The sequence below is a fragment of the Pseudomonas sp. YQ_5 genome (genome assembly GCF_043103305.1).
Taxonomy (GTDB): Bacteria; Pseudomonadota; Gammaproteobacteria; order Pseudomonadales; family Pseudomonadaceae; genus Aquipseudomonas; species Aquipseudomonas putida_Y.
In genome coordinates, this window is the sequence record NZ_JBICJS010000017.1 from 32304 (window position 1) to 56218 (window position 23915).

General features: G+C 63.1%; 24 protein-coding genes. 11 read left to right on the top strand and 13 right to left on the bottom strand.

The features are described from left to right. Positions 1-11: 11 nt before the first annotated feature. The 3 genes from nadD to ACF8EA_RS03035 form a co-directional block, all read right to left on the bottom strand. Positions 12-704, bottom strand: a complete 693-nt coding sequence (gene nadD, locus ACF8EA_RS03025) for a nicotinate-nucleotide adenylyltransferase (protein ID WP_084850676.1) — start codon at positions 702-704, stop codon at positions 12-14. Next, the gene (locus ACF8EA_RS03030) at positions 673-1944 is read right to left on the bottom strand and encodes a glutamate-5-semialdehyde dehydrogenase (protein ID WP_392521080.1); all 1272 of its coding nucleotides are present in this window, start codon (positions 1942-1944) and stop codon (positions 673-675) included. The genes nadD and ACF8EA_RS03030 overlap by 32 nt, the downstream gene beginning before the upstream one ends. A 268-nt stretch (positions 1945-2212) precedes the next feature. Continuing rightward, the gene (locus tag ACF8EA_RS03035) at positions 2213-2386 is read right to left on the bottom strand and encodes a hypothetical protein (protein ID WP_181005131.1); all 174 of its coding nucleotides are present in this window, start codon (positions 2384-2386) and stop codon (positions 2213-2215) included. Between the two features lie 38 nt (positions 2387-2424). Here ACF8EA_RS03035 and ACF8EA_RS03040 point away from each other — a divergent pair, with 38 nt between their 5' ends. Together ACF8EA_RS03040 and ACF8EA_RS03045 are read left to right on the top strand one after the other, a co-directional pair. After that, entirely contained in the window at positions 2425-3093 is a 669-nt protein-coding gene (locus ACF8EA_RS03040) for a DNA-3-methyladenine glycosylase (RefSeq protein WP_028697856.1), read from the top strand. A 2-nt stretch (positions 3094-3095) separates the two neighbouring features. Then, the gene (locus tag ACF8EA_RS03045; protein ID WP_392521081.1) at positions 3096-4412 is read left to right on the top strand and encodes a bifunctional DedA family/phosphatase PAP2 family protein; all 1317 of its coding nucleotides are present in this window, start codon (positions 3096-3098) and stop codon (positions 4410-4412) included. A gap of 30 nt (positions 4413-4442) precedes the next feature. Here the strand turns inward: ACF8EA_RS03045 and ACF8EA_RS03050 are convergent, their stop codons facing one another. From ACF8EA_RS03050 to ACF8EA_RS03060, 3 genes are read right to left on the bottom strand one after another with little or no spacing between them, the layout of a single operon-like run. After that, on the bottom strand, positions 4443-5033 hold the full coding sequence (locus ACF8EA_RS03050; RefSeq protein ID WP_392521082.1) for an LON peptidase substrate-binding domain-containing protein: 591 nt from the start codon (positions 5031-5033) through the stop codon (positions 4443-4445). Between the two features lie 9 nt (positions 5034-5042). Next, on the bottom strand, positions 5043-5759 hold the full coding sequence (locus tag ACF8EA_RS03055; RefSeq protein ID WP_004576852.1) for an LrgB family protein: 717 nt from the start codon (positions 5757-5759) through the stop codon (positions 5043-5045). Then, entirely contained in the window at positions 5756-6118 is a 363-nt protein-coding gene (locus tag ACF8EA_RS03060; protein WP_392521083.1) for a CidA/LrgA family protein, read from the bottom strand. The genes ACF8EA_RS03055 and ACF8EA_RS03060 overlap by 4 nt, the downstream gene beginning before the upstream one ends. Before the next feature lie 143 nt (positions 6119-6261). Here ACF8EA_RS03060 and ACF8EA_RS03065 point away from each other — a divergent pair, with 143 nt between their 5' ends. The 9 genes from ACF8EA_RS03065 (at position 6262) to ACF8EA_RS03105 (ending at position 17347) form a co-directional block, all read left to right on the top strand. Next, positions 6262-6717 (top strand): MaoC family dehydratase, encoded by a 456-nt coding sequence (locus ACF8EA_RS03065; RefSeq protein WP_010955428.1) that lies wholly within the window; start codon positions 6262-6264, stop codon positions 6715-6717. Positions 6718-6833: 116 nt separating this feature from the next. Further along, positions 6834-7712 carry a 50S ribosomal protein L11 methyltransferase gene (gene prmA, locus ACF8EA_RS03070; protein ID WP_392521084.1) on the top strand — a complete coding sequence of 293 codons (879 nt, stop codon included), beginning with the start codon at positions 6834-6836 and terminating at the stop codon, positions 7710-7712. 42 nt (positions 7713-7754) lie between these two features. Beyond that, on the top strand, positions 7755-9098 hold the full coding sequence (locus ACF8EA_RS03075; RefSeq protein ID WP_392521085.1) for a DUF3426 domain-containing protein: 1344 nt from the start codon (positions 7755-7757) through the stop codon (positions 9096-9098). Between the two features lie 207 nt (positions 9099-9305). Further along, positions 9306-10319: a tRNA dihydrouridine synthase DusB gene (gene dusB / locus ACF8EA_RS03080; protein ID WP_021784408.1), complete on the top strand. Its 1014-nt coding sequence runs from the start codon at positions 9306-9308 to the stop codon at positions 10317-10319. Next, positions 10316-10636, top strand: coding sequence for a DNA-binding transcriptional regulator Fis (gene fis / locus ACF8EA_RS03085; RefSeq protein ID WP_012274390.1), 321 nt, complete (start codon positions 10316-10318; stop codon positions 10634-10636). The genes dusB and fis overlap by 4 nt, the downstream gene beginning before the upstream one ends. 81 nt (positions 10637-10717) lie before the next feature. Then, entirely contained in the window at positions 10718-12325 is a 1608-nt protein-coding gene (gene purH / locus ACF8EA_RS03090; RefSeq protein WP_003249687.1) for a bifunctional phosphoribosylaminoimidazolecarboxamide formyltransferase/IMP cyclohydrolase, read from the top strand. A 146-nt stretch (positions 12326-12471) separates the two neighbouring features. Continuing rightward, positions 12472-13767: a phosphoribosylamine--glycine ligase gene (gene purD / locus ACF8EA_RS03095; protein WP_003249685.1), complete on the top strand. Its 1296-nt coding sequence runs from the start codon at positions 12472-12474 to the stop codon at positions 13765-13767. A 135-nt stretch (positions 13768-13902) separates the two neighbouring features. Continuing rightward, positions 13903-16674 carry a response regulator gene (locus ACF8EA_RS03100; RefSeq protein ID WP_392505631.1) on the top strand — a complete coding sequence of 924 codons (2772 nt, stop codon included), beginning with the start codon at positions 13903-13905 and terminating at the stop codon, positions 16672-16674. A 76-nt stretch (positions 16675-16750) separates the two neighbouring features. Then, entirely contained in the window at positions 16751-17347 is a 597-nt protein-coding gene (locus ACF8EA_RS03105) for a MarC family protein (RefSeq protein ID WP_012053820.1), read from the top strand. On the opposite strand, the gene ACF8EA_RS03110 is transcribed toward ACF8EA_RS03105, so the two are convergent. The 7 genes from ACF8EA_RS03110 to cobG form a co-directional block, all read right to left on the bottom strand. Next, positions 17344-17967 (bottom strand): hypothetical protein, encoded by a 624-nt coding sequence (locus tag ACF8EA_RS03110; RefSeq protein WP_012053821.1) that lies wholly within the window; start codon positions 17965-17967, stop codon positions 17344-17346. The genes ACF8EA_RS03105 and ACF8EA_RS03110 overlap by 4 nt on opposite strands. Continuing rightward, positions 17964-18653, bottom strand: a complete 690-nt coding sequence (locus ACF8EA_RS03115) for a hypothetical protein (RefSeq protein WP_392521086.1) — start codon at positions 18651-18653, stop codon at positions 17964-17966. The genes ACF8EA_RS03110 and ACF8EA_RS03115 overlap by 4 nt, the downstream gene beginning before the upstream one ends. A gap of 59 nt (positions 18654-18712) precedes the next feature. Then, entirely contained in the window at positions 18713-19393 is a 681-nt protein-coding gene (locus ACF8EA_RS03120) for a hypothetical protein (RefSeq protein WP_012053823.1), read from the bottom strand. A gap of 92 nt (positions 19394-19485) precedes the next feature. After that, positions 19486-21183, bottom strand: a complete 1698-nt coding sequence (cobJ, locus tag ACF8EA_RS03125) for a precorrin-3B C(17)-methyltransferase (protein WP_392521087.1) — start codon at positions 21181-21183, stop codon at positions 19486-19488. Then, a complete protein-coding gene (locus ACF8EA_RS03130; protein WP_084850691.1) occupies positions 21171-21902 on the bottom strand; it encodes a precorrin-2 C(20)-methyltransferase in 732 nt (243 codons plus the stop codon). The genes cobJ and ACF8EA_RS03130 overlap by 13 nt, the downstream gene beginning before the upstream one ends. Continuing rightward, complete coding sequence (locus ACF8EA_RS03135) at positions 21902-22528, bottom strand: precorrin-8X methylmutase (RefSeq protein ID WP_003257545.1); 627 nt, start codon at positions 22526-22528, stop codon at positions 21902-21904. Before ACF8EA_RS03135 ends, ACF8EA_RS03130 begins: the two co-directional genes overlap by 1 nt. Beyond that, positions 22521-23852 carry a precorrin-3B synthase gene (gene cobG / locus ACF8EA_RS03140; protein WP_392521099.1) on the bottom strand — a complete coding sequence of 444 codons (1332 nt, stop codon included), beginning with the start codon at positions 23850-23852 and terminating at the stop codon, positions 22521-22523. The genes ACF8EA_RS03135 and cobG overlap by 8 nt, the downstream gene beginning before the upstream one ends. Positions 23853-23915 lie beyond the last annotated feature (63 nt).

Genomic DNA, 23915 nt, shown 5'->3' on the forward strand with positions numbered 1-23915 from the left:
CAGAGGCACCGTCAGTTGGGCGCACGATACAGTTCGTGCGCCTCGATATAGGCCAGTACGGCGTCCGGCACCAGGAACCTCACCGATCTGCCGCTGGCCAGCAGCTGTCGGATCTGTGTAGCCGACACCGCAAGCGGCGTCTGCCAGACGAACGAAATATTTCCCGCCGGGCCGGACATGGCGGTGGGATCGCTCTCCGAGCGCGCAGCCAACAGGTTACGCAACTCGTCAGGGGGTTCTACGTCGGCATCCGGACGTTGCAGTACCAGGATGTGACAGTGTTGCAGCAATTCTTCCCAGCGATGCCAGGCGGGCAGGCCACAGAAGGCATCCCAACCCAGCACCAGGAACAGCTGGTCGTCGCCGGACAATTCGGCGCGGATCGATTCCAGCGTATCAATGGTGTACGACGGCTTGTCACGCTCCAGCTCGCGGGCATCGACGCTCAGGCAAGCGACGCCCTGTACCGCTTCACGGACCATGGCCAGGCGATCCTGCGCGGCCACCTGTGGCGTGTCGCGGTGCGGCGGCCGGGCATTGGGCAACAGGCGTAGCTCATCCAGCCCCATGAACTCGGCCACTTCCAGCGCGCTGCGCAGGTGGCCGATATGCACGGGGTCAAAGGTACCACCTAGAATGCCGATGCGCCGGACTGCCTGGGCCTTGCTCAACTCAGCAGGACCCCTGGCCGCGCAACTGGCCATCGCCGATCACCACATACTTCTCGCAGGTCAGGCCTTCCAGGCCCACAGGGCCGCGGGCATGTAGCTTGTCGGTGGAAATACCGATTTCCGCACCCAGGCCGTACTCGAAGCCGTCGGCAAAGCAGGTCGGGGTGTTGAGCATGACCGACGCCGAATCGACTTCAGCCATGAACTGGCGGGCTTCACCCTGGTGTTCGGTGATGATCGAGTCGGTGTGGTGCGAGCCATAGTGGTTGATGTGTTCGATGGCCTGGTTCAGGCCGTCGACCACGCGAATCGACAGGATCGCATCGAGGTATTCGGTGTTCCAGTCGCTTTCGGTAGCCGGTTTGACGCTGATGATGGCCTGGGTGCGCTCACAACCGCGCAGTTCCACGCCCTTCTCGACGAAGCGGCGGGCCATTTCTGGCAGGAAGCGCTCAGCCACTTGCTGGTCGACCAGCAGCGTTTCCATGGCCCCGCAGATGCCGTAGCGGTAGGTCTTGGCGTTGAAGGCCACATTCCAGGCCTTGTCCAGGTCGGCATGCTGGCTGACATAGATGTGGCAGATGCCGTCCAGGTGCTTGATCACCGGCACGCGGGCATCGCGACTGATGCGCTCGATCAGGCCACGGCCACCGCGCGGCACGATGACATCGACGAATTCCGGCATGCTGATCAGCGCGCCCACGGCTTCGCGGTCGGTGGTTTCGACCACCTGCACCACCGCCGCCGGCAGGCCGGCTTCGGCCAGGCCACGCTGAATGCAGGTGGCAATGGCGCGGTTGGAATGGATGGCTTCGGAACCGCCACGCAGGATGGTTGCGTTCCCCGACTTGAGGCACAGGCTGGCAGCATCGATGGTCACGTTCGGGCGCGATTCATAGATGATCCCGATCACCCCCAGCGGGGTACGCATCTTGCCTACCTGAATGCCCGATGGGCGGTAGCTCATGTCGCGGATGGCACCGACCGGGTCCGGCAGGCTGGCCACCTGGCGCAAGCCGGTGATCATGCCGTCGATACGCGCCGGGGTCAGCGCCAGACGGTCGAGCAGTGCGGGCTCCAGGCCACTGGCGCGGCCGGCGGCCAGGTCCAGCTCGTTGGCAGCGGTGAGTTCGGCACGGGCGGCGTCCAGCGCGTCGGCGGCAGCCTGCAGGGCGCGGTTCTTCTGCGCGGTGCTGGCACGGCCAATGACCCGGGAAGCCTCACGGGCAGCGCGACCCAAGCGGGTCATATAGTCAAGAACGGACTCAGTCATGGGTTCGGTGTCTTGGCGAAGGGGAAATCGGCTGATTATAACTGCCGCGCAGGTGTACGCCCAGCGGCGGGTGGCGGATGGTAGAAAATGGGTGTTTGCCCTGAAGGTGTTTGGTGCCTGTGAGATCGAGCGCCGCCCGCGCGGCGCATCGCGAGCTACGCTCGCTCCTACGTCTGTTTTCCTGGGCAACTTGCGCGCGGACGCCTTGGTGCATGACTTAATATTACGGCGTACAAACCAGGGCGGTCGCGCGCGCCCGTCACAGGCACTACTGGCCAGAAACAAACGTAGGAGCGAGCGTAGCTCGCGATGCGCCGCGCGGGCGGCGCTCGATCTCACAGAAACCAAACACCTCAAGGCGAACACCCAGCAGCCCCTGCCAATGAAACATATGGATACCAATCAATCGCCCTACAGGTTCAGCCTCGATTAAGTCATTCATTGCTATCATCCCAGCCCTTCCAGCCACGAACCGCCCGCATGCCAGCCCTGCCCGACAGCTTTTTCGACCGCGACGCCCAGACCCTGGCCAAGGCCCTGCTCGGCAAGGTCATTCGCCACCGCCACGGCGACCTGTGGCTGGCCGCGCGAATCATCGAGACCGAGGCCTACTACCTCACCGACAAAGGTAGCCACGCTTCGCTCGGCTACACCGAAAAACGCAAGGCGCTGTTCCTGGAGGGCGGGCACATCTACATGTACTACGCCCGCGGCGGCGATTCGCTAAACTTCAGCGCCCACGGGCCGGGCAACGCGGTGCTGATCAAGTCTGCCTATCCTTGGCAGGACACCCTCTCGGGGCCCGACAGCCTGGCGCAGATGCAACTGAACAACCCCGATGCAAGCGGCAATATCCGCCCGCAAGAGCGCCTGTGCGCCGGCCAGACCCTGCTATGCCGGGCCCTGGGCCTGAAAGTGCCGCATTGGGACGCCCAGCGTTTCGACGCCGAACGTCTGTACGTCGAGGACTGTGGCAATGTCGTGCCCCGGGTGATCCAGGCCGCTCGCCTGGGCATCCCGCACGGGCGCGACGAGCACCTGCCGTACCGCTTCGTCGACGCCGAGTACGCCCGTTTCTGCACACGGAACCCGTTACGTCGCGGCCAAGTCGAAGGCCGTGATTTCTTCATTCTCGAACAAGGAAGCTGAACATGGGCCAATGGCTCGACAGCCTGACCGGCTGGCTCAGCGCCAACCCGCAGTGGCTTGGCCTGGCGATTTTCCTGGTGGCCTGCATCGAATGCCTGGCCATCGCCGGCATTATCGTGCCGGGCACCATACTGCTGTTCGCCGTTGCGGTACTGGCCGGCAACGGCGCCCTGAGTCTGGGAGAAACGCTACTGCTGGGCTTTCTCGGCGGCCTGCTGGGTGACGCGTTGTCGTACACGGTGGGCAAGTACTTCCACCAGAACATCCGCCGCCTGCCGCTGCTCCGCCACCATCCAGAATGGATCGGCAGCGCCGAAAGCTACTTCCAGCGTTATGGCATCGCCAGCCTGCTGGTAGGCCGTTTCATCGGCCCGCTGCGGCCGATGCTGCCAATGGTCGCCGGCATGTTCGACATGCCCCTGCCGCGTTTCATCGCTGTCAGCCTGTTGGCGGGTGCGGGCTGGTCGGTAGCCTACCTGCTACCCGGCTGGGCCACCGGCGCCGCCATGCGCCTGCCCCTGCCGGAAGGCTTCTGGCTAGACGCCGGGATCATTGCCGGCGCCCTCGCAGTGCTGATCGGCCTGAGCCTGAATACCAGCCTGCGTGACCAGCGCCACGGCACGCGGCTGGTTGCCGCTCTCAGCTTTATCGCCCTGGCCGGTGTATTCCTTGGCTGGCCCTACTTCCATGAGTTCGACCAAGGCGTGATGACACTGGTCCAGGAGCATCGCAGCCAGGCCATCGACAGCACCGTGGTACTGGTGACACGGCTAGGCGATTTCCGCACCCAGTTCTTCCTCGGCGGCCTGCTGACCGGCCTGCTGCTGCTTGCCCGCCAGTGGCGGCACGCATTTTTCGCTGCTGGCGCGTTGATGGGCACTGCGATCGCCAACGGCACCCTGAAATGGCTATTTGCCCGGGCACGGCCGGAAGTATTGACCGACCCACTGACCAGCTACAGCATGCCCAGCGGGCACAGCTCGGCATCGTTCGCGTTCTTCCTGGTTATGGCCGTGCTGGCAGGACGTGGGCAGCCACCACGGATGCGCCTGACCTGGGTGATGCTGGGGTGCATTCCGGCGCTGTCGATTGCCCTGTCACGGGTGTACCTGGGGGCGCACTGGCCAACCGACATCCTGGCCGGGGCTCTTCTGGCCTGCTGCGTGTGCGCACTCAGCCTGACATTGGTGCAACGCCAGCAGGCCCTGCCGGCTCTGCCGCTGCGGGTATGGTGGCTGGTGTTGCCGGCATGCATGGCGCTGTTGGCGTTCTTTGCCATGCATGCGCTGCCTCAGGCTTTGCTGCGATATCAGTATTGATGCTGCCGGCTTCTTCGCAGCACAAGGTCATCAGGCGAACAGTTCACCCTGAATCCGTTCCAGCAGCTTCTGGATCTCCCCCAGTCGCTGCTGGGGCGAATCGAGGGTCAGCAGGTCCAGCTTGTCCTCCTCCATGAACGGCAACAGGTACGCCAGCTGGTTGGCCAGCGCCTGACGCCCGTCCACCGGGCGCGGCATGCCCAGCGCTTCGACCATGGGGTGCTCACCCAGCGCCACCAGCAGCGCCAGCAGGTCGTCATCGGCCTCGAGCAACGGGCTGTCTGCCTGCTCCGGCAGCCATTGCACCTGCCCCACCAGCAGCTGGTCCTTCTGCACCTCGGAGCGTTCCAGATTGAAGCGCCGCACGCCCTCGACGCGAATACCCAGCAAGCCGTTATCCTGCTGCACGAAGTCGCGGATCATCGCTTCACAGCCGATCGAGGCGACCACCGGCGGCGCCTTGCCGACTTGTTCGCCCTCAAGGATGCACACCACACCAAAACCTTCGCCCTGCTTCATGCAGCGCCCGATCATGTCCAGGTAGCGCGCCTCGAAAATCTGCAAATCGAGAAAGCAGCCAGGAAACAGCACGGTATTGAGCGGAAACAGCGGTAGCGTCATCACAACTCCTCAAGCCACCAGGCTGACCGCCAGCGGCAGGAACACCGCTGTAGCCACCCCCATCAGGCTCATTGCCAGCGCGGCAAAGGCGCCGCATTCGTCACTTTCCTGCAGGGCCACCGAAGTGCCCACTGCATGTGCGGTCACGCCCAGGGACATGCCGCGTGCCTCTGGGCTGTGCACGCCAAAGCGGCTCAGCAACGCCGGGCCGAAGATCGCCCCGATCACCCCGGTAATCAATACGAACACTGCCGCCAGGGCCGCCACGCCGCCAATCTGCTCGGCCACCAGCATGGCGATCGGCGAAGTGACGGACTTCGGCGCCATGGTCATCAGGATCATATGCTCGGCACCGAACCACCAGCCCAGCACCAGGCAGCAGAGCGTGGCGAACAGGCCTCCGACTACCAGCGTAGTAAATGTAGGCCAGAACAGCTGGCGAATACGCCGCAGGTTGAGATAGAGCGGCACAGCCAGGGCCACGGTGGCGGGCCCCAGCAGGATGTTCATGATTTCGGTGCTTTTGCGGTACTCGCTGTAATCGATACCGCACAGCAGCAACACGCCGATCACCAGCAGCATCGATACCAGTACAGGCTGCAAGAAGATCCAGCGGGTTTTCTCGTAGGCCGCCAGCACTACCTGATAGGCCCCCAGCGTTATGCCGATACCGAACAATGGGTGATGTATGACCGCATCGAGCGCGCCCTGCCAGTCGAGCATCATGGCTGCTCCTCACGCTTGCCCTGGCGCTGGATGAGCTTTTGCATCAGCACACCGACGAACACCAGGGTCAGCAGGCAGGAAATCAGCAAGGCCCCGGCAATCGCCCAGAAGTCGGCGGCAATATCCTTGGCATATACCATCACCCCCACTGCCGGTGGCACCAGCAACAGCGGCAGATAGCGCAGCAAACTGCTGGCGGCCTCGTTCAGCGGCGTGCCAACCTCACCGCGGGCCATGAGGAAGCACAGCAACAACAACAGGCCGATGATCGGCCCAGGCAAAAACGGCACAAACAGGTGATTGATCGCCGTCCCCAGCAACTGGAACAGCACCAGCCAGGTCAAACCACGCAACAGCATAAGCATCTCCCTCGGGCATGGCCGTCATTATAAGCACGCGCAGGTTCAGACCGATATTCGCCGAAAAGCGGGCAACTTGACTGAAACGGTTAGCCGTGCTGATCTTGTACTTTCGTACCAACTGACAACCCGGAGAGTCCGCGATGCCCCATGTACCGGTTACAGAGCTTTCGCAGTACGTTGGCAAGGAGCTGGGCCACTCTGAGTGGTTGAAGATCGACCAGCAGCGCATCAACCTGTTCGCCGAGGCGACCGGCGACTTCCAGTTCATCCATGTCGACCCTGAGAAGGCGGCAAAAACCCCGTTTGGCGGCACGATCGCCCATGGTTTCCTGACCTTGTCGCTGATCCCAAAGCTGATCGAGGACATCCTCGTCCTGCCGCAAGGGTTGAAGATGGTGGTGAACTACGGGTTGGACAGCGTGCGCTTCATTCAGCCGGTCAAGGTCGACAGCCGCGTTCGGCTGAAGGTGAAGCTGGGCGAGGTGGTGGAGAAAAAACCGGGGCAGTGGCTACTCAAGGCGATTGCCACGCTGGAAATCGAAGGTGAAGAGAAGCCTGCTTATATAGCCGAGTCGCTGTCGCTCTGTTTTGTCTGATACCTGCCCGGGGGCTGCTGTGCAGCCCCCGATCCACAAATCCCCCGCACTCGCGTAAACTGCCAGCCTTCGCGCAGCCTAGGGCTGCCCCTGTCGATTTATCAAAGGTGCCCGCCATGCCCTGGCTGCAAGTACGCCTGGCCATCAGCCCGGAACAAGCCGAAACCTATGAAGATGCGCTACTTGAAGTAGGCGCCGTCTCGGTCACGTTCATGGATGCCGAAGATCAACCGATCTTCGAACCAGACCTCAATACCACCCCGCTGTGGTCGCACACCCACCTGCTGGCGCTGTTCGAGGCCGATGCCGACCCTGAACAGGTGTTCGCCCACCTGCGCCTGTTGACCGGCACCGAGCTGCCCGAGCACCAGGCCGAGGTGATCGAGGACCAGGACTGGGAACGCAGCTGGATGGACAACTTCCAGCCGATGCGCTTCGGCCGCCGCCTGTGGATCGTGCCCAGCTGGCACGATGCCCCGGAAAAGGATGCCGTGAACCTGCTGCTCGACCCGGGCCTGGCCTTTGGCACCGGCACCCACCCCACCACGGCCCTGTGCCTGGAATGGCTAGACGGCCAGCAGCTTGAAGGCACACAGGTGCTGGACTTTGGCTGCGGTTCGGGCATCCTGGCCATCGCGGCGTTGCTGCTGGGCGCCCGCGAAGCGGTAGGCACCGACATCGACGTGCAGGCCATCGAGGCTTCGCGCGACAACGCCCAGCGCAACGGCATTGCCGACGAGAAACTGGCGCTGCACTTGCCCGAGCACATGCCGGCGATGCAGGCCGACGTGCTGGTTGCCAACATCCTCGCCGGCCCGCTGGTGTCGCTGGCGCCACAGTTGTCTGGCCTGGTTCGCCCAGGTGGCCTGCTGGCGCTGTCGGGCATCCTCGCCGAGCAAGGTGAAGACGTGGCCGCCGCTTACGCCGCCGACTTTGAACTGGACCCGATCGTCGTGCGCGACGGCTGGGTGCGCATCAGTGGTCGGCGTCGCTAAGCGGGCCTTGAATACTTTTCTGCACAGATCCCGGATCGCCGCATGACCGACAGTTTCGTCACCCAGTGCCCGCATTGCCAGACCAGCTTTCGCGTCACCCACCACCAGTTGAGCGTGGCCCGCGGTGTGGTGCGCTGCGGTCACTGCCTGCAGGTATTCAACGCCGCCAAGCAGTTGCTGGAGCAGAACCGCACCGCTCCCAGCAGCGCACCCGCGGTAACCGCGCCGGCACCTGCAACGCCTGCCGAGCCTGCGCCTGAGCCTGCCATCAGTCCACGCGGTAGCCCCTCTGACCAGGATTGGGCGCTTACCGCCCAAGCGCTGGACGAGCTCGACCTCGACAAGGAACTGGAGCGCCTGGAGCGTCGCGGCCAACCGGCCCCGACACGCCCGGCCAGCCAGGATGACCAGTTGCAGGCACGGCGCGACGAACTTCACCCGGACGAGCACGCAGAAGACCTTTTCGGCACGGCGACCGAAGAGCCCTACCCTGCGCAGGAGCCGGCAGAGCCTGGCCCAGTACTGCTGGAGCCGGAACCCCAGGATCTGAACCTGGAGCCTGCGCCCGGCGAGCGCACCGAGCCGACCCTGGGCAGCAACCTTGACCTGGACATCGATGGCGAGCTGCCCGAGCACCGAGCGGCCAAACGCGATGACCCGCCTGCATTCAGCGAGCCGCTGCGCGTCAGCGAGGACGAAACCCCGGAAAAAGGCCTGAGCGCCCGCGACGACGAGCCTATGGCGCTGAGCCTCACGGCGCATGACGACGAGCCAGTCGAGCCGCTACCCGGAGACCGCCTGGAACCAGGCCTTGCCGGCAAACCCGAGCGCCCCTCGCGCAAGGAGCCGCTGGTCGACGTAGTCGACGATCCGCTGCAACTGGGCTGGGAAAAACCCGCGCCCAACTGGGGCAAGCGCCTGCTGTGGGGCGTGCTGACCCTGCTGGCTGCCGGCCTGCTGGCGTTCCAGTATGTGTGGTTCCACTTCGATGAAATGGCCCGCCAGGACCAGTATCGGCCGATTTTCCAGCAGATCTGCCCAATGGTCGGTTGCCAGGTACCCACCCGCGTCGATATTGCACGAATCAAGAGCAGCAATCTGGTGGTGCGTAGCCACCCGGACTTCAAGGGCGCCCTGATCGTCGACGCGATCATCTACAACCGCGCGCCGTTCGCCCAGCCGTTCCCGTTGCTGGAGCTGCGCTTCGCCGACCTCAATGGCCAACTGATCGCCAGCCGTCGCTTCAAGCCCAGCGAGTACCTGTCGGGCGAACTGGCAGGGCGTGGCGAAATGCCCAGCCAGACGCCGATCCACATTGCCCTGGACATCCTCGACCCAGGGCCGAAGGCCGTGAATTACAGCCTGAGCTTTCGTTCGCCGGAGTAAGCGACAAGCGGCCAGCAGCAAGCCACAAGACAAGACGCCCAAATCGCGGCCGTTTTTTGTCTTGTCGCGTGCTGCTTGAAGCGCAAAGGCATAAGCCGACAACTGTTCAGATTTTATCCAAATCCATCTTTATCCAGTCATCGAGAGCGGGTATCATGCCAACCCTTTTTCGAACTCCAAGATTCGGCCCCACAACAGGGATCACCTATGTCGGCGGTACGCATCGGCCAATACACACTACGTAACAACCTGATCCTCGCGCCCATGGCCGGGGTGACGGATCAGCCTTTCCGTACTCTTTGCCAGCGCATGGGCGCCGGTATGGTGGTGTCGGAAATGGTAAGCAGCGACATGAGCCTGTGGAACAGCCGCAAGTCGAGCCTGCGCCGCATCCATGAAGGTGATCCCGAGCCCCGCTCGGTGCAGATCGCCGGCGGTGATGCGCAGATGATGGCAGCGGCGGCAAAGGCCAACGTCGAGGCAGGTGCCCAGATCATCGATATCAACATGGGCTGCCCGGCAAAAAAAGTCTGCAACAAAGCCGCAGGCTCTGCTTTATTGAGAGATGAAGCCTTGGTCAGCGAGATCCTCCACGCCGTGGTCAGCGCCGTGGACGTACCGGTGACCCTGAAAATCCGCACCGGCTGGGACCGGGCGAACAAGAACGGCCTGAACGTGGCGAAGATCGCTGAACAGGCTGGCATCCAGGCGCTAGCGGTGCATGGCCGCACACGTGCCGACCTGTACACCGGCGAAGCCGAATACGACACCATCGCTGCCATCAAGCAGGCGGTGTCAATCCCGGTTTTTGCCAACGGCGATATCACCTCGCCAGAAAAGGCCCGGGCGGTGCTGGAAACCACCGGGGTCGATGGCCTGTTGATTGGCCGGGCTGCCCAGGGGCGGCCATGGATCTTTCGCGAGATCGAGCATTACCTGCGCACTGGCGAACACCTGCCAGCGCCGCAACTGGACGAAGTGGAACGCATCCTGCTGGAGCACCTGGCCGCGCTGCATGCCTTCTATGGCGATGTGATGGGCGTACGTATCGCCCGCAAGCACGTTGGCTGGTACCTGGCAACACGACCCGGTGGCAAGGAGTTTCGCGCCCGGTTCAACGCTTTGGAAGACACACAAGCGCAGTGCGCCAACGTTCGCGCGTTTTTCAGCGAACGTCGACAGAGCCTTGAGACAGAGGACGGACAAGGGGTGGCCGCATGACGATGATGACCGAGACATTTGTGAGTGGAACAACGCCCGTGAGCGACAACGCCAACCTGAAACAGCACCTCAACACGCCGAGCGAAGAGGGCCAGACCCTTCGCGACAGCGTCGAGAAGGCGCTGCACAACTACTTCGCCCACCTGGAAGGCGCGACCGTGACGGACGTGTACAACCTGGTGCTCTCCGAAGTCGAGGCGCCCCTGCTCGAAAGCGTGATGAACTACGTGAAGGGCAACCAGACCAAGGCCAGCGAGATGCTCGGGCTGAACCGAGGCACCCTGCGCAAGAAGCTCAAGCAGTACGACTTGTTGTAAGCCAGAATCCCACCCAGAAAAGGCGACTCCCTGAACAGAGACGCCTTTTTTGCTGACTCCACCGCGTTATTGGAACCCGAAATGACCGACCAGACTACCCGCCTGCCAGTCCGCCGCGCCCTGATCAGCGTCTCCGACAAGACCGGTATCCTCGAATTCGCCCGTGAGCTGCAGCAGCTCGGTGTCGAGATCCTGTCCACCGGCGGCACCTACAAGCTGCTCAAGGACAACGGCGTAAACGCGGTGGAAGTGGCCGACTACACCGGCTTCGCCGAAATGATGGATGGCCGGGTCAAGACCCTGCACCCGAAGATCCACGGCGGGATCCTCGGCCGTCGTGGTACCGACGACGCCATCATGAACGAGCACGGCATCAAGCCGATCGACCTGGTTGCGGTCAACCTGTACCCGTTCGAAGCCACCATTTCCAAGCCTGGCTGTGACCTGCCGACCGCTATCGAGAACATCGACATCGGCGGCCCGACCATGGTCCGTTCGGCAGCCAAGAACCACAAGGACGTGGCCATCGTGGTCAATGCCAGCGACTACGCCGGCATCGTCGAAGGCCTCAAGGCCGGTGGCCTGACCTATGCCCAGCGCTTTGATCTGATGCTCAAGGCGTTCGAGCACACTGCCGCCTACGACGGCATGATCGCCAACTACATGGGCACCATCGACCAGGCCAAGGACACCCTGAGCACTGAGGCGCGCAGCGAATTCCCGCGCACCTTCAACAGCCAGTTCGTCAAGGCGCAGGAAATGCGCTACGGCGAGAACCCGCACCAGAGCGCGGCGTTCTATGTAGAAGCCAAGAAAGGCGAAGCCAGCATTTCCACCGCTGTCCAGCTGCAAGGCAAGGAACTGTCATTCAACAACGTGGCCGACACTGACGCCGCGCTGGAATGCGTAAAGAGTTTCGTCAAGCCGGCCTGCGTCATCGTCAAGCACGCCAACCCGTGCGGCGTGGCGGTCGTTCCGGAAGACGAGGGCGGCATTCGCAAGGCCTACGACCTGGCCTACGCGACCGACACCGAATCGGCGTTCGGCGGCATCATCGCATTCAACCGTGAACTGGACGGCGAAACCGCCAAGGCCATTGTCGACCGCCAGTTCGTCGAAGTGATCATCGCTCCGAAAATCTCCCAGGCCGCTCGCGACGTGGTGGCTGCCAAGCAGAACGTACGTCTGCTGGAGTGCGGCGAGTGGCCAGCCGAGCGCGCTGCCGGTTGGGACTTCAAGCGCGTCAACGGTGGCCTGCTGGTGCAAAGCCGCGATATCGGCATGATCACCGCCGATGACCTGAAGATCGTCACCAAGCGTGCCCCGACCGAGCAAGAGATCCACGACCTGGTATTCGCCTGGAAAGTGGCCAAGTTCGTCAAATCCAACGCCATTGTCTACGCCAAGCAGCGCCAGACCATCGGCGTCGGCGCCGGCCAGATGAGCCGCGTCAACTCCGCCCGCATTGCTGCAATCAAGGCCGAGCACGCTGGCCTGCAGGTGCAGGGCGCGGTCATGGCGTCGGATGCATTCTTCCCGTTCCGTGACGGCATCGACAACGCAGCTAAAGTGGGTATCAGCGCCGTGATCCAGCCGGGTGGTTCGATGCGTGATGCTGAAGTCATCGCGGCTGCCGACGAAGCCGGCATCGCGATGGTCTTCACCGGCATGCGCCACTTCCGCCACTAATTACGCGGATCCCGAGGCGAGTCGAAATCCTGTGGGAGCGGGCTTGCCCGCGAATACGATGGTGGGTTCACCGCCGCATTCGCGGGCAAGCCCGCTCCCACAGTGTTCGGCGCAAGCCCCGGGATCACCTGAATCGAGGTTTTGACATGAAAGTTTTGATCATCGGCAGCGGCGGCCGTGAGCACGCCCTGGCCTGGAAAGTCGCCCAGGACCCACGCGTCGAGAAAGTCTTCGTTGCTCCCGGCAACGCAGGTACCGCCATTGAAGCCAAGTGCGAGAACGTCGCCATCGACGTGTGCGCCCTGGAACAATTGGCCGACTTCGCCGAGAAAAACGTCGACCTGACCATTGTCGGCCCGGAAGCACCGCTGGTTATCGGCGTGGTCGACCTGTTCCGCAGCCGTGGCCTGGACTGCTTCGGCCCAACCAAGGGCGCGGCCCAGCTGGAAGGCTCCAAGGCCTTCACCAAGGACTTCCTCGCGCGTCACAAGATCCCGACCGCCGACTACCAGAATTTCACCGAAATCGAGCCCGCGCTGGCCTACCTGCAGGAAAAAGGCGCGCCAATCGTGATCAAGGCCGACGGCCTGGCGGCAGGCAAGGGCGTGATCGTCGCCATGACGCTGGAAGAAGCAGAAGCCGCCGTGCGTGACATGCTGGCAGGTAACGCCTTCGGTGAAGCCGGTTCGCGCGTCGTGATCGAAGAGTTCCTCGACGGCGAGGAAGCCAGCTTCATCGTCATGGTCGACGGCCACAATGTGCTGCCCATGGCCACCAGCCAGGACCACAAGCGCGTCGGCGACCAGGACACCGGCCCGAACACGGGCGGCATGGGCGCCTACTCCCCAGCCCCGGTCGTTACCGCCGACGTGCACCAGCGCGTGATGGACCAGGTGATCTGGCCAACCGTGCGTGGCATGGCCGAGGAAGGTAACGTCTACACCGGCTTCCTCTACGCCGGCCTGATGATCGACAAGGCGGGCAACCCAAAGGTCATCGAGTTCAACTGCCGCTTCGGCGACCCGGAAACCCAGCCGGTCATGCTGCGCCTGGAGTCGAGCCTGGTACTGCTGGTGGAAGCTGCATTCGCCAAGGCCCTGGACAAGGTCGAAGCACAGTGGGACCCGCGCCCGAGCCTGGGCGTGGTCCTGGCAGCAGGCGGTTACCCGGGCGATTACGCCAAGGGCGACGTGATCAACGGCCTGGACGCTGCCGCCAAGATCGAAGGCAAGGTATTCCATGCCGGTACTGCGCTCAAGGATGGCAAGGTAACCACCAACGGCGGGCGTGTGCTGTGTGCCACCGCCATGGGCAGCACCGTTGCCGACGCACAGCAGCAGGCTTATCGCCTGGCCAAGGAAGTCAGCTGGAACGGCAGCTTCTACCGTTCCGACATTGGCTATCGGGCCATCGCCCGCGAGCGCGGTGAGCACCAGCAGTAAGTACTACCGGTTTGCCGTAGCTGATTCAGCTTGCGGCATCCGGCTCGTCGACAGGGCCCTGCATGGGCCTTGCCTTCGACTTGGCGCGCCGCGCATAGTGGGTACCCGGCACATCGGCCAAGAAGGGATTTCGTAGTGCGTCGGCTTCGGATTGCCTCAGCTCTGATCGTCAGCTTGCTGACCCTGCTCTGCATGTTTCCGGCTGCGGCCGAACATGACGGTGGCTGGACTGTTCTGCTCGACGAACAGGCCAACCTGCAACTGAGCGATGTGCGCTCCGAGCGCTATCGCAACCAGTTCAGCCCACTGCCTCTCGCCGACATTGATGCTGCCCCGGCTGGGCAGGCCTTGTGGTTGCACTATCGTCTGCCTCCAGGTGACCAGGAGCAACTGCTACGGGTATTTGCCCCGGACCTTTCTGGCCTGGACCTCTACGCCCTCGAAGGCGAGCAACTTCTGCGTCAACTGCACCACGGGCGCCAGGCCGGCAATGCCAGCCCGACCCTGCGCGGCAGCGACCACGTATTGCCCCTGCCCAACAGCAGGCAACCGCTGGACATCTACCTGCGCCTGGTCTCAGAGCACCAGCTGCGGCCGGCCATCAGCCTGGAGCCTGCGGCCGAGGCGGCCTCGGACCAACGCCAGCCGCTGCTGTTCGGTATGCTGTTCGGCGGCCTGATCATGCTGATCATGCACAACCTGATCCGCTTCCTCTACACCCGCTCCAGCACCACCCTTATCCTGGCGCTGTACCACGGCCTGATGCTGCTCAGCGGCCTGATCCTGCTGAACCTCAGCGGCCCCTGGTGGCATGTGTGGCACAGTGCGCAAACGCCTGCCGCCTACCTGACACTGGTCCTGGCCGGCCTGTCAGGGCTGTATTTCACCCAACATTTCTTTTCGCCGTGCAATTCGCCACGGCTGAATCGCTTGCTGCAGGGCGAGATGCTGATTGTCGGGCTCAGTGGCCTGGTGCTGCTGTTCGTCGATACCTTGCCACTGAACCTGATGACCTACGCCCTGATGGCGCTGGGCAGCGTGAGCATGCTGCTGGTCAGCAGCTACCACTGGTACAAGGGCTATGCACCCGGGCGCCTGTTCAGCCTGGCCATGGTGGTGTTCAACCTCGGAGGCCTGGTACTGCTGCCAGCCCTGCTGGGCCTGACACGTACCTCGACACCCTGGCTGCTGTGCATCCTGCTGGGCCTGACCGTGGTCAGTGGCCTGCTGCTCAATCTGGCAGTCAGTGAACGGCTGCGGCGTATAAGCGAGGAGCGTTTCAGCGCCAGCCGTGCGCTGGCCGCCAGCGATGCGGAAATCAACGCCAAAGCCGAGTTCCTGGCCAAGATCAGCCACGAAATCCGCACGCCAATGAACGGTGTGCTAGGCATGACTGAACTGCTGCTGGGCACACCGCTGTCGGTGAAGCAGCGTGATTATGTACAGACCATCCACAGCGCCGGCAACGAGCTGCTGACGCTGATCAACGAAATTCTGGACATTTCCAAGCTGGAATCCCGGCAGATCGAACTGGATGATGTGCAGTTCGACCTTAACGCGCTGATCGAGGATTGCCTTAACATCTTCCGCGCCAAGGCCGAGCAACAGAACATCGAGCTGATCAGCTTCACCCAGCCACAAGTACCGCGGGTCATCAGCGGAGACCCGACGCGCCTGCGCCAGGCCTTGTCGAGCCTGCTGGAAAACGCCCTGAAAAACACTGATCAGGGCGAGATCCTGCTGGTGGTGGCGCTGGATCAACGCGGCGAGGTGCCACGCCTGCGTATCGCCGTGCAGGACAGCGGCGAACCGTTGCCCGCTGCCGACCGTGAAGCCTTGTTGCAGGCCGAGCTGCACAGCCACCACTTTCTTTCCAGCAACAAGCTGGGTGGCCACCTGGGGCTGGTCATCGCCAAACAGCTGATTGGCCTAATGCAGGGTGAGTTCGGCATCAAGAGCAACACCGGCATGGGCAACACTCTGTGGCTGACCTTACCGCTGGACCCTTCACGTCTGGAACAGCCACCGGCGGACCTCGACAGCCCGCTGCGCGATGCCCGCGTGCTGGTGGTCGACGACAACGACACGTGCCGCAAGGTGCTTGTACAGCAGTGCAGCGCCTGGGGCATGAACGTCAGCGCGGTGCCGTCGGGCAAGGAGGCCCTGGCCCTTTTGCGCACCAAGGCGCACCTGCGCGACTACTTCGACGCGGTCCTGCTGGACCAGAACATGCCCGGCATGACCGGCATGCAGCTGGCCGCCAAGATCAAGGAAGACCCGAGCCTGAACCACGACATTCTGGTGGTGATGCTCACCGGCATCAGCAATGCGCCGAGTAAAGTCATCGCGCGCAACGCCGGGGTCAAGCGAATACTGGCCAAGCCGGTGGCCGGCTACACGTTGAAGACCACCCTGGCCGAAGAGCTGGCCCAGCGCGGCCGGGAACAGGCGATGCCTGCCAGCCTGCCGGGCATCCCTCAGGCGCTTGACCTGCCAGGCGATTTCCGCGTGCTGGTCGCCGAAGACAACAGCATCTCGACCAAGGTGATCCGCAGCATGCTCGGCAAGCTCAACCTCAGGCCCGATACTGCCTGCAATGGCGAAGAGGCCTTGCAGGCAATGAAAACGCAGCATTATGACCTGGTGTTGATGGACTGCGAGATGCCGATACTGGACGGTTTTTCGGCCACCCAGCAGTTGCGGGCCTGGGAAGCTGAAAACCAGCGCCAGCGCACGCCGGTGGTTGCACTGACTGCGCACATACTGGCCGAACACAAGGAACGCGCGCGGCTGGCGGGCATGGACGGGCACATGGCCAAGCCGGTGGAGTTGTCGCAGTTGCGCGAGCTGATTCAATACTGGGCCAATCAACGGGAAGTCAAGGCGGACCCGGCACATACGTCCTGACCGATATCCAATGCTCTTGCAGGAGCGGCCTCGCGACACAAGGCCGCGCCGGCATAAACCCCAAGGAACACTGCTCATGCTCCATGAGTTGTTCAGCGTCTACCTGAAAATGCTCGTGCTCTACAGCCCGTTCTTTGTGCTGTCGTGTTTCATCAGCCTGACCCGTGGCCACTCCAGCAAGGAGCGCAAGCAACTGGCCTGGAAGGTCGCGTTCGCAGCCTTGGTCGCCAGCGTGATGCTGTACCTGTTCGGGCGGGCGATCTTCGGTATTTTCGGCATCACCGCCGATGCCTTCCGCATTGGTGCCGGCAGCGTGCTGTTCATTTCAGCCCTGGGCATGGCCCAGGGCAAGCCGGCGGTACAGGCCGACAACGTGCAGCAGGATGTGACCATCGTACCGCTGACCATTCCGCTGACGGTTGGCCCCGGCACCATCGGTGCCCTGTTGGTGATGGGGGTAAGCCAGCCGCACTGGGATGAAAAACTGCTGGCCATCGTCAGCATTGCCCTGGCCAGTTTCACTGTCGGCCTAGTGCTTTACCTGTCCCACGGTATCGAGCGAATCCTGGGCGACCAGGGCCTGCAGATCGTCAGCCGTTTGATGGGGCTGTTCGTCTGTGCCCTGGCGGCGCAGATCATTTTTACAGGGATCAAAGGGTACCTGGTGCCTTAGATGGCATAGTCATGAATGCGCGCCAGGGATACCTTGACGACGCTTTCCTGCACTTTTGGCATTACGCTGTTCTCGAAGGCCAGAATATTGAACCGGACCAGCTCCGCACGCACATTCTTGTAACTGCGCTTGCGGCTGATGAACCCTGCACTGAAAACAGACTGCTTGTCCGTTTCGTGGTAAATCACCATGTCGACACGGTTATTACCGGCCGGCGCACAGGCCAACACTTGAAAGTGCTGCATCTCGAATGCCTTTTTCTCAAGTTCCTTCAGCACCGACGGCTTGGTCAGCAACGCTTGAATGGACACTTTGACCGACGATGCAAAGCTGTCCCCGGCAGTTTTGGACAGGGTCTGCAGCACCTGATCCGTCTGTTGCGTACGCGTCTTGTCCGGCCAATGGATCTGCTCAGCCGTTACCGCATCCCACCCCATGAATTTGAGTTGGTTACGGTAATAAGCGAACCAGTCTTTAATCAGCCCCTCTTTGAAAGCGGCCTCGGTGGCTCTTTCGGCCATTGCCAAGGCCAGCTTCACCTTGTTTTTCTGCGCGGCGTCGACGCCCGGCAAGAACGAAACAATCCCAGCGCCGATCACGGCAGACGTGGCTTCACTCATGATGCTGCTCCTGTAGGTTGTGCGTAAGGGTCGAACCGGTAAACGGCCTGTGCATCCTTGGTTTTCATCAAGGCCTGCAATTCATCACGCTGGCGTTGGAAGCGTCCTTCATCCAATGCCAGGGAAACGCCGTTGAACTCGGCCTCGCCCTCAAGTACTTGTTCGCCCAGAAATGTCTCCAACGAAACTAGCGAGAGTGGCTTGTCGATTTGCAGCGAGATGCTGCACAAGTCCAGCGCCGGACCCGGCTTGAGTACGCCAAGTTCGATGACCAGGGTGGAGCACTGCGCCTGATCATGTGCGCAGAAACTCAGCAAGTGCCGGAAGCCTTCAGCAGACTGGCCAAGGCCCGTCTTTATCGCCGCCAGCACGACCTCATGGCGAAGCGAACGCATCTTCAGCCACGCTTCAAGTGGCTGTATATGCGCGTTGCGCACAGGTCGCCCCAACGGTTTCAGGTCATGAGTACTGGCCAGCTTGATCCAGCCCAGTTGGCGGTAGGCCTCCCGATACGCGGCATACCAGTTTTCATAATTGTCCACGCGTGAACCGGCGTGCTTGTTGGCTACCAACTGCGCGTACAGGACTGAATCGAAAGCGGCCTGGCGTTGTGCCTCGACTGCGCCTGGCGAATACAGCAATGCTGTTCCGCCAATCAACATCAGTTGCTCATCTGCTCTATCCATCGTGTTACCTCGTCACAAAGAACCGAACAAGGCGGCGTTGCGACTACGCCGCCGAGCAATCAGATGTCGTACTCGAGCACGTTCTCGACACTGCGCACGCCGAGTTTGTTTTCTACGGTTTCGCGGACTTTGTCGTAGACAAAGTTATTGAGGGTGAGCACTGCCGTGCCGGCGTAGTAAGCGGACCTGTCCAGCTTCCACTGGATGCCGAGCACATCGTCGTCCAGTGCTGGGGCAGATGCCTGGATGCAGCTCACCACCATGACCACATCGTTTTTTGAGGTTTCAATGCAGGAGGCCAGGCCGACCAGGCCCCTGGCTTTGTTCTTGCGCTTGTGGTGGAGCACCTTGGCGTCGTTTTCGACTGTGGTCATTTTGTCAAACGCCCGCTTTGCCACTTCACCCAGCTTGGTGCCGCCCAGCATCGCATTGCCGACCACACCTATCGCGCGGATGGCCACGGCGCCTACGGTGACGGACAGTTCCACCGAGGTTTCAAGTTCGAAGGTACGGCGTGGGATGGTAAAGCCAAGGTCTCGCATGACATCGATGAATTTGTCGTACCACTCCCGGCTCTGCTTTTCGGCGTCAAAAGCTTTGTCGGCGACCAACGTGGCGAAGTGGAAGGCATTCTTCACATCATGACGGCTTTGCGCAGACATGCCCGCGCCGAAGGCAAGCAGGTTGCCGTCTACCAGGATGGCGGCATCGGTGGTGGTGATTTGGGTTGCATCGGACATTGGAAACTCCTTGATGGTTGCCCCTTGAGTCAAGGGCAATCACCTTAGCCAGCGCGCTGGCCACAAAGCGCGCTGAAGAGTTTCCGACGCAACTAGTTGGCGGTGGGGTACCAACGCGGCGTGTAGGCCCACACCCCACCCGACAGGCGAGGGAATACACAGGTTGTAGAGGAGCCAACCAGAACCATGGTGCGCATATCGACCATTTCCGGCAGCAGCTCGGCCAAGGTGACTACCTTAAGCGTCTGCCCCGGCCTACCGATGTCGCGCCCAAGGACTACAGGCGTGCTCCCCTCGCGGTGGCGACGCACAACTTCCAGGGCCACCCCGAGCTGGTGCGGCCTGGATTTGGAAATCGGGTTGTAGAAGGCCAGCACCAGGTCAGCCTGGGCCGCCAGGTCCAGGCGCTTTTCAATGATCGACCAGGGCTTGAGGTTGTCCGACAGCGACATCACACAGAAGTCATGCCCCAGCGGTGCCCCCGCCTGCGCAGCGGTAGCGAGCGAGGCCGACACCCCTGGCAGGATTTCGAGGTCGACGCGATGCCAGGCGGGGTCGGTGGATTCGTGCAGCGCTTCGAGCACTGCAGCGGCCATGGCGAACACGCCTGGGTCGCCCGACGAGACCACCACCACCGAACGGCCTTGTGCCGCCAGCTCGAAGGCATGCCGGGCGCGCTGCATCTCTTCACGGTTGTCGGTGCAGTGCATCACCTGGTCGTCACGGAACGGCCCGGCCATGCGCACGTAGGTTTCGTAGCCGAGGATGTCCTCGGCGCGTGCAAGTTCGGCCTTGACCGCCGGCACCATTAGCTCGGCAGCGCCGGGGCCGAGGCCGATCACCGCCAGCCGGCCACGACGGCGGCCGACCTGCGCGGCATCCACCGGCGCCGGGGCCACGGCGATGACGGTATCCGCCTGCTCGATCAGCTCGGCGCCGGGCAGCGCCTGGGCCAGCATGCCTCGCAAATCGCCAGGCTTGGCCGCAAAACGCAGCGCCACGCCAAGGGCCTGCGCGGCCTCGTGCAAGGCTGCATCAGCCATGGCGTGCTCGCCAGCCAGCAGGCAAGCCAGCGATTGTTCGGCGATACCCGCCGCCTGCAGCGCGGCGCGGATGCGTTGCAGGTCGGCGGTATCGACGCCCACCACCACCGAACGCGGGTGGATCAGCAGCTCATCACGGCTGCTCGGGCGTGCCTGATGGCCGACATGGATGGTGCGCCGGGCGCTCTCGCTGGCGGGGAGCTGCGCCTGCTCCAGCCAAGGTGCATCGCCTTCGACGCGCACCGCCTCGCCGGCCAGCAAATCAGAGACAAAGCGCTTGCCTTGCTCGATATCCGCCAGTGCATAACCCTGCGGCGGGTTCAGCAGGCAAGTGCCGAAACGCAGCTCGCCACTGGTGGTGATCGCAGCAGCAACGCCCAGAACCTCTGCGATTTCGCGTGCCATCACATTCACGCCAGCCAGGCCACCGAGCAGCGGCACCACCGCACTGCCATCTTCGGCCACGGCCAGAACCGGCGGCTCGCTGCCCTTCTCGCTGAGCAGGCTGGCCAAGCTACGGATGACAATGCCCGCAGCGCACAGGGCGATGATCGGCGTATCCTGCTGATACAACCCGCGTAGGGTGTCGCCGAACGTGCTGTACGATTGGTCTGCACCCTCGACACGCCCCTCCAGGCCATGAATCGTGGCCTGTGGATAACAGTGCTGGATACGCTGCGCCGTCGCCAGGCTGCCCGGCCCAAGAATGATGATCGCCGGCGCCTTGTGCATGTTCAGCCCTGCCATTTTTCCCCCGGCACGATAATCAGCGAGAAGTAGGGCGACGACTGCGGGTCGACCTGGTCCAGCGGCACGATCTTCTGGTTGGCCATGGTCGCCCGCTCCACATACAGCGCACGCCGATCCAGGCCCAGTTCGGCCAGTACTTCGCGCACCTTGGGGAAGTTGCGCCCAAGTTTCATGATTACTGCTGCATCGGCGTCGGCCAGACGGCGCTTGAGCTCTTCGGCGGGCAACACACCAGACAACACCGACAGGCTCTGGTTGCGGTACACCAGCGGCGCCCCCAGCACCGAAGCGCCACCGAGCATCGAGCAGACACCGGGAATCACTTCTGCCTCGTAGCGCTGCGCCAGGCGGTCATGCAGGTACATGTAGGAGCCATAGAAGAACGGGTCGCCTTCGCAAATCACCGCCACGTCGCGGCCGGCATCCAGGTGCTCGGCCACCTGCACGCTGGCCTCGTCGTAGAAGTCGCTGATCACTTGCTCATAGGACAGCGGCGCCGGCAGCACTTCGGTGGTGACCGGGTAGACCAGCGGCAGCAAGGTCTGCTCGGGCTGCAGGTGCGCCTCGATAATGCCGAAGGCATTGCCACGCTTGCCCTTGGCCACGAAGTAGCCGACCACCGGCGCCTCACGCAACAGGCGCAGGGCCTTGAGGGTAATCAGTTCAGGATCGCCAGGGCCCACGCCCAGGCCAAGCAGCCGTCCGCGCGGGGCCATCATTCCACCTCCGTGGCCAGGGCGTTAACCGCCGCCGCGGCCATCGCGCTGCCGCCCAGGCGGCCTTGCATGATCACGAACGGCACGCCACGGCTGTCGGCGGCGAGCATGGCCTTGGACTCGGCAGCGCCGACGAAACCGACCGGGAAACCGAGGATCAGCGCCGGCTTGGGCGCGCCGGCATCAAGCATTTCCAACAGGTAGAACAGCGCGGTAGGGGCATTGCCGATAACCACCACACTGCCTTCCAGGTGCGGGCGCCACAGTTCCAGGGCTACAGCGGAGCGGGTGTTGCCGGCGTCTTTGGCCAGGCCCGGCACGCTCGGGTCACGCAGGGTGCAGATGACTTTGTTGTCGGCTGGCAGGCGGGCCCGGGTGATGCCTTCGGCCACCATGTGCGCATCGCACAGGATCGGCGCGCCGTTGAGCAGCGCCTCGCGCCCGGCCCGTCCGGCACCTTCGGAGAACTGCAGGCCATCGATGGCGTCGACCATGCCACAGGCGTGGATCACGCGCACGGCGAGCTTTTCAAGGTCTGCGGGGATCCGCTCGAGTCGGGCTTCCTCGCGGATGATCCGGAAAGAATTGCGATAGATCTCCTGACCATCGCGGATGTAGTCAATCATCAAGGTGCTCCGTCGGCAGGTCGAGCATGGCGCCTGCTTCATTCAAGGTAAGGTCGGTGGCGCGCAGGGCACCGAAACCCGGCTGGCGCGCATCACGCAGGTACAGGTCGTAACGGCCCGGGGAACGGGCCAGCAGGGTGGCCGGGGCAACATGGGCCACAGCACAGGAACGGGGGCAGCCGGACAGGTGCACGCTGGCCGGCACGCCAGGGCCCAGCAGCGCGGCCAGGACAACCGCGTCGGCCTTGGTCTCGGCAAGGGCCTTGGCGCAGCCGCTGGCACCGGTGCAGGCGCTGATACGCGCCAGGGGTTCACGGTCGTGGCACAGCAACCCCAGCGCAGACAGTTCGGCCAGGGCCTGATCGAGGTGTTGTTCTTGCAGGTTGGTCAGCACCAGGCTTTGCCAAGGGCTAAGGCGCATGCTGGCATCGCCCAGTTCACGGGCAATACGTGCGGCACCGCGCAGCATCGCCGGGGTCAGGCGGCCTTGCGGCGGGGCGACGCCAAGGGCAATACCCTGCGCCTGGGGCAGCCTGCCCAACCACGAGGCGCGGTGCTGTTCACGCCGCCATGTGAGCACGGCGGCATCGCGGCGGATGTCCAGGCCGAGCCCAGCGACAAAATCAGCTGTCGGGTACACCTCAAGCAGCTGGCGCATGCGCGTCTGCGTCGGGGATGCCAGATCGAGGAAGCGCTCCAGCACGGCGCGCACCAGCATCAGGCCCTGCGCCAGCGGCACCGCACCGAGCGCCTGGCCCTCTACAGGGCAACCTGCCAGGCCAAACGCCAGCCAGGTCTGCTGCTCCAGGTGCAGGGGCGACAGCCACAGGTCATGGGGGTGTTCGAGCATCGCCAGGCGCTCACCTGCATCCAGCTGCACGGCGAACTTGGCCGACAGCTGGTGAAAGCGCGGGGTGCCTTCCAACAGGTCGAGGATCTGCCCGGCCAGCGGCCTGGCGTCCAGCAGCATCGCCGGGTCATGCCCGGCCAGCGGGCTGAGCATCAGGTTGCGCACATCGTCACCGGCCGCCTCGCGTGGGCCCAGGCCGGCAGCGAGCAAGGTGTCGACCAGGGCTCGGTGCTCGTTACCGATGCCGCGAATCTGCAGGTTGCCACGGTTGGTAGCCTCGATCACGCCGCCAGCAAAGCGCTCGGCCGCCGCCGCCACAGCTTCGGCCTGCTCGGCGAGCAGCAGGCCGCCCGGCAGCTTGATGCGGCAGATACCGCCATCACGGGCACTGACAATGCGCCACAACCCCGGGCAGGCCGAGGGGCGAGGCGATATCTGGGGGGTATGGGCCTGCGTCAAAGGGGCATCCGGCAGTCTGTGAAAGTGCGCTTGAGTGTAGAAGGCGCGGTATTATGCCTGCTTTGTCCGGCGGCATGA

Excerpts from the sequence above, each read along its gene's own strand:
- nadD (WP_084850676.1), bottom strand. The coding sequence starts at position 704 with ATGGCCAGTTGCGCGGCCAGGGGTCCTGCTGAGTTGAGCAAGGCCCAG.
- ACF8EA_RS03030 (WP_392521080.1), bottom strand. The coding sequence starts at position 1,944 with ATGACTGAGTCCGTTCTTGACTATATGACCCGCTTGGGTCGCGCTGCC.
- ACF8EA_RS03035 (WP_181005131.1), bottom strand. The coding sequence starts at position 2,386 with ATGAATGACTTAATCGAGGCTGAACCTGTAGGGCGATTGATTGGTATC.
- ACF8EA_RS03040 (WP_028697856.1), top strand. The coding sequence starts at position 2,425 with ATGCCAGCCCTGCCCGACAGCTTTTTCGACCGCGACGCCCAGACCCTG.
- ACF8EA_RS03045 (WP_392521081.1), top strand. The coding sequence starts at position 3,096 with ATGGGCCAATGGCTCGACAGCCTGACCGGCTGGCTCAGCGCCAACCCG.
- ACF8EA_RS03050 (WP_392521082.1), bottom strand. The coding sequence starts at position 5,033 with ATGACGCTACCGCTGTTTCCGCTCAATACCGTGCTGTTTCCTGGCTGC.
- ACF8EA_RS03055 (WP_004576852.1), bottom strand. The coding sequence starts at position 5,759 with ATGATGCTCGACTGGCAGGGCGCGCTCGATGCGGTCATACATCACCCA.
- ACF8EA_RS03060 (WP_392521083.1), bottom strand. The coding sequence starts at position 6,118 with ATGCTGTTGCGTGGTTTGACCTGGCTGGTGCTGTTCCAGTTGCTGGGG.
- ACF8EA_RS03065 (WP_010955428.1), top strand. The coding sequence starts at position 6,262 with ATGCCCCATGTACCGGTTACAGAGCTTTCGCAGTACGTTGGCAAGGAG.
- prmA (WP_392521084.1), top strand. The coding sequence starts at position 6,834 with ATGCCCTGGCTGCAAGTACGCCTGGCCATCAGCCCGGAACAAGCCGAA.
- ACF8EA_RS03075 (WP_392521085.1), top strand. The coding sequence starts at position 7,755 with ATGACCGACAGTTTCGTCACCCAGTGCCCGCATTGCCAGACCAGCTTT.
- dusB (WP_021784408.1), top strand. The coding sequence starts at position 9,306 with ATGTCGGCGGTACGCATCGGCCAATACACACTACGTAACAACCTGATC.
- fis (WP_012274390.1), top strand. The coding sequence starts at position 10,316 with ATGACGATGATGACCGAGACATTTGTGAGTGGAACAACGCCCGTGAGC.
- purH (WP_003249687.1), top strand. The coding sequence starts at position 10,718 with ATGACCGACCAGACTACCCGCCTGCCAGTCCGCCGCGCCCTGATCAGC.
- purD (WP_003249685.1), top strand. The coding sequence starts at position 12,472 with ATGAAAGTTTTGATCATCGGCAGCGGCGGCCGTGAGCACGCCCTGGCC.
- ACF8EA_RS03105 (WP_012053820.1), top strand. The coding sequence starts at position 16,751 with ATGCTCCATGAGTTGTTCAGCGTCTACCTGAAAATGCTCGTGCTCTAC.
- ACF8EA_RS03110 (WP_012053821.1), bottom strand. The coding sequence starts at position 17,967 with ATGAGTGAAGCCACGTCTGCCGTGATCGGCGCTGGGATTGTTTCGTTC.
- ACF8EA_RS03115 (WP_392521086.1), bottom strand. The coding sequence starts at position 18,653 with ATGGATAGAGCAGATGAGCAACTGATGTTGATTGGCGGAACAGCATTG.
- ACF8EA_RS03120 (WP_012053823.1), bottom strand. The coding sequence starts at position 19,393 with ATGTCCGATGCAACCCAAATCACCACCACCGATGCCGCCATCCTGGTA.
- cobJ (WP_392521087.1), bottom strand. The coding sequence starts at position 21,183 with ATGGCAGGGCTGAACATGCACAAGGCGCCGGCGATCATCATTCTTGGG.
- ACF8EA_RS03130 (WP_084850691.1), bottom strand. The coding sequence starts at position 21,902 with ATGGCCCCGCGCGGACGGCTGCTTGGCCTGGGCGTGGGCCCTGGCGAT.
- ACF8EA_RS03135 (WP_003257545.1), bottom strand. The coding sequence starts at position 22,528 with ATGATTGACTACATCCGCGATGGTCAGGAGATCTATCGCAATTCTTTC.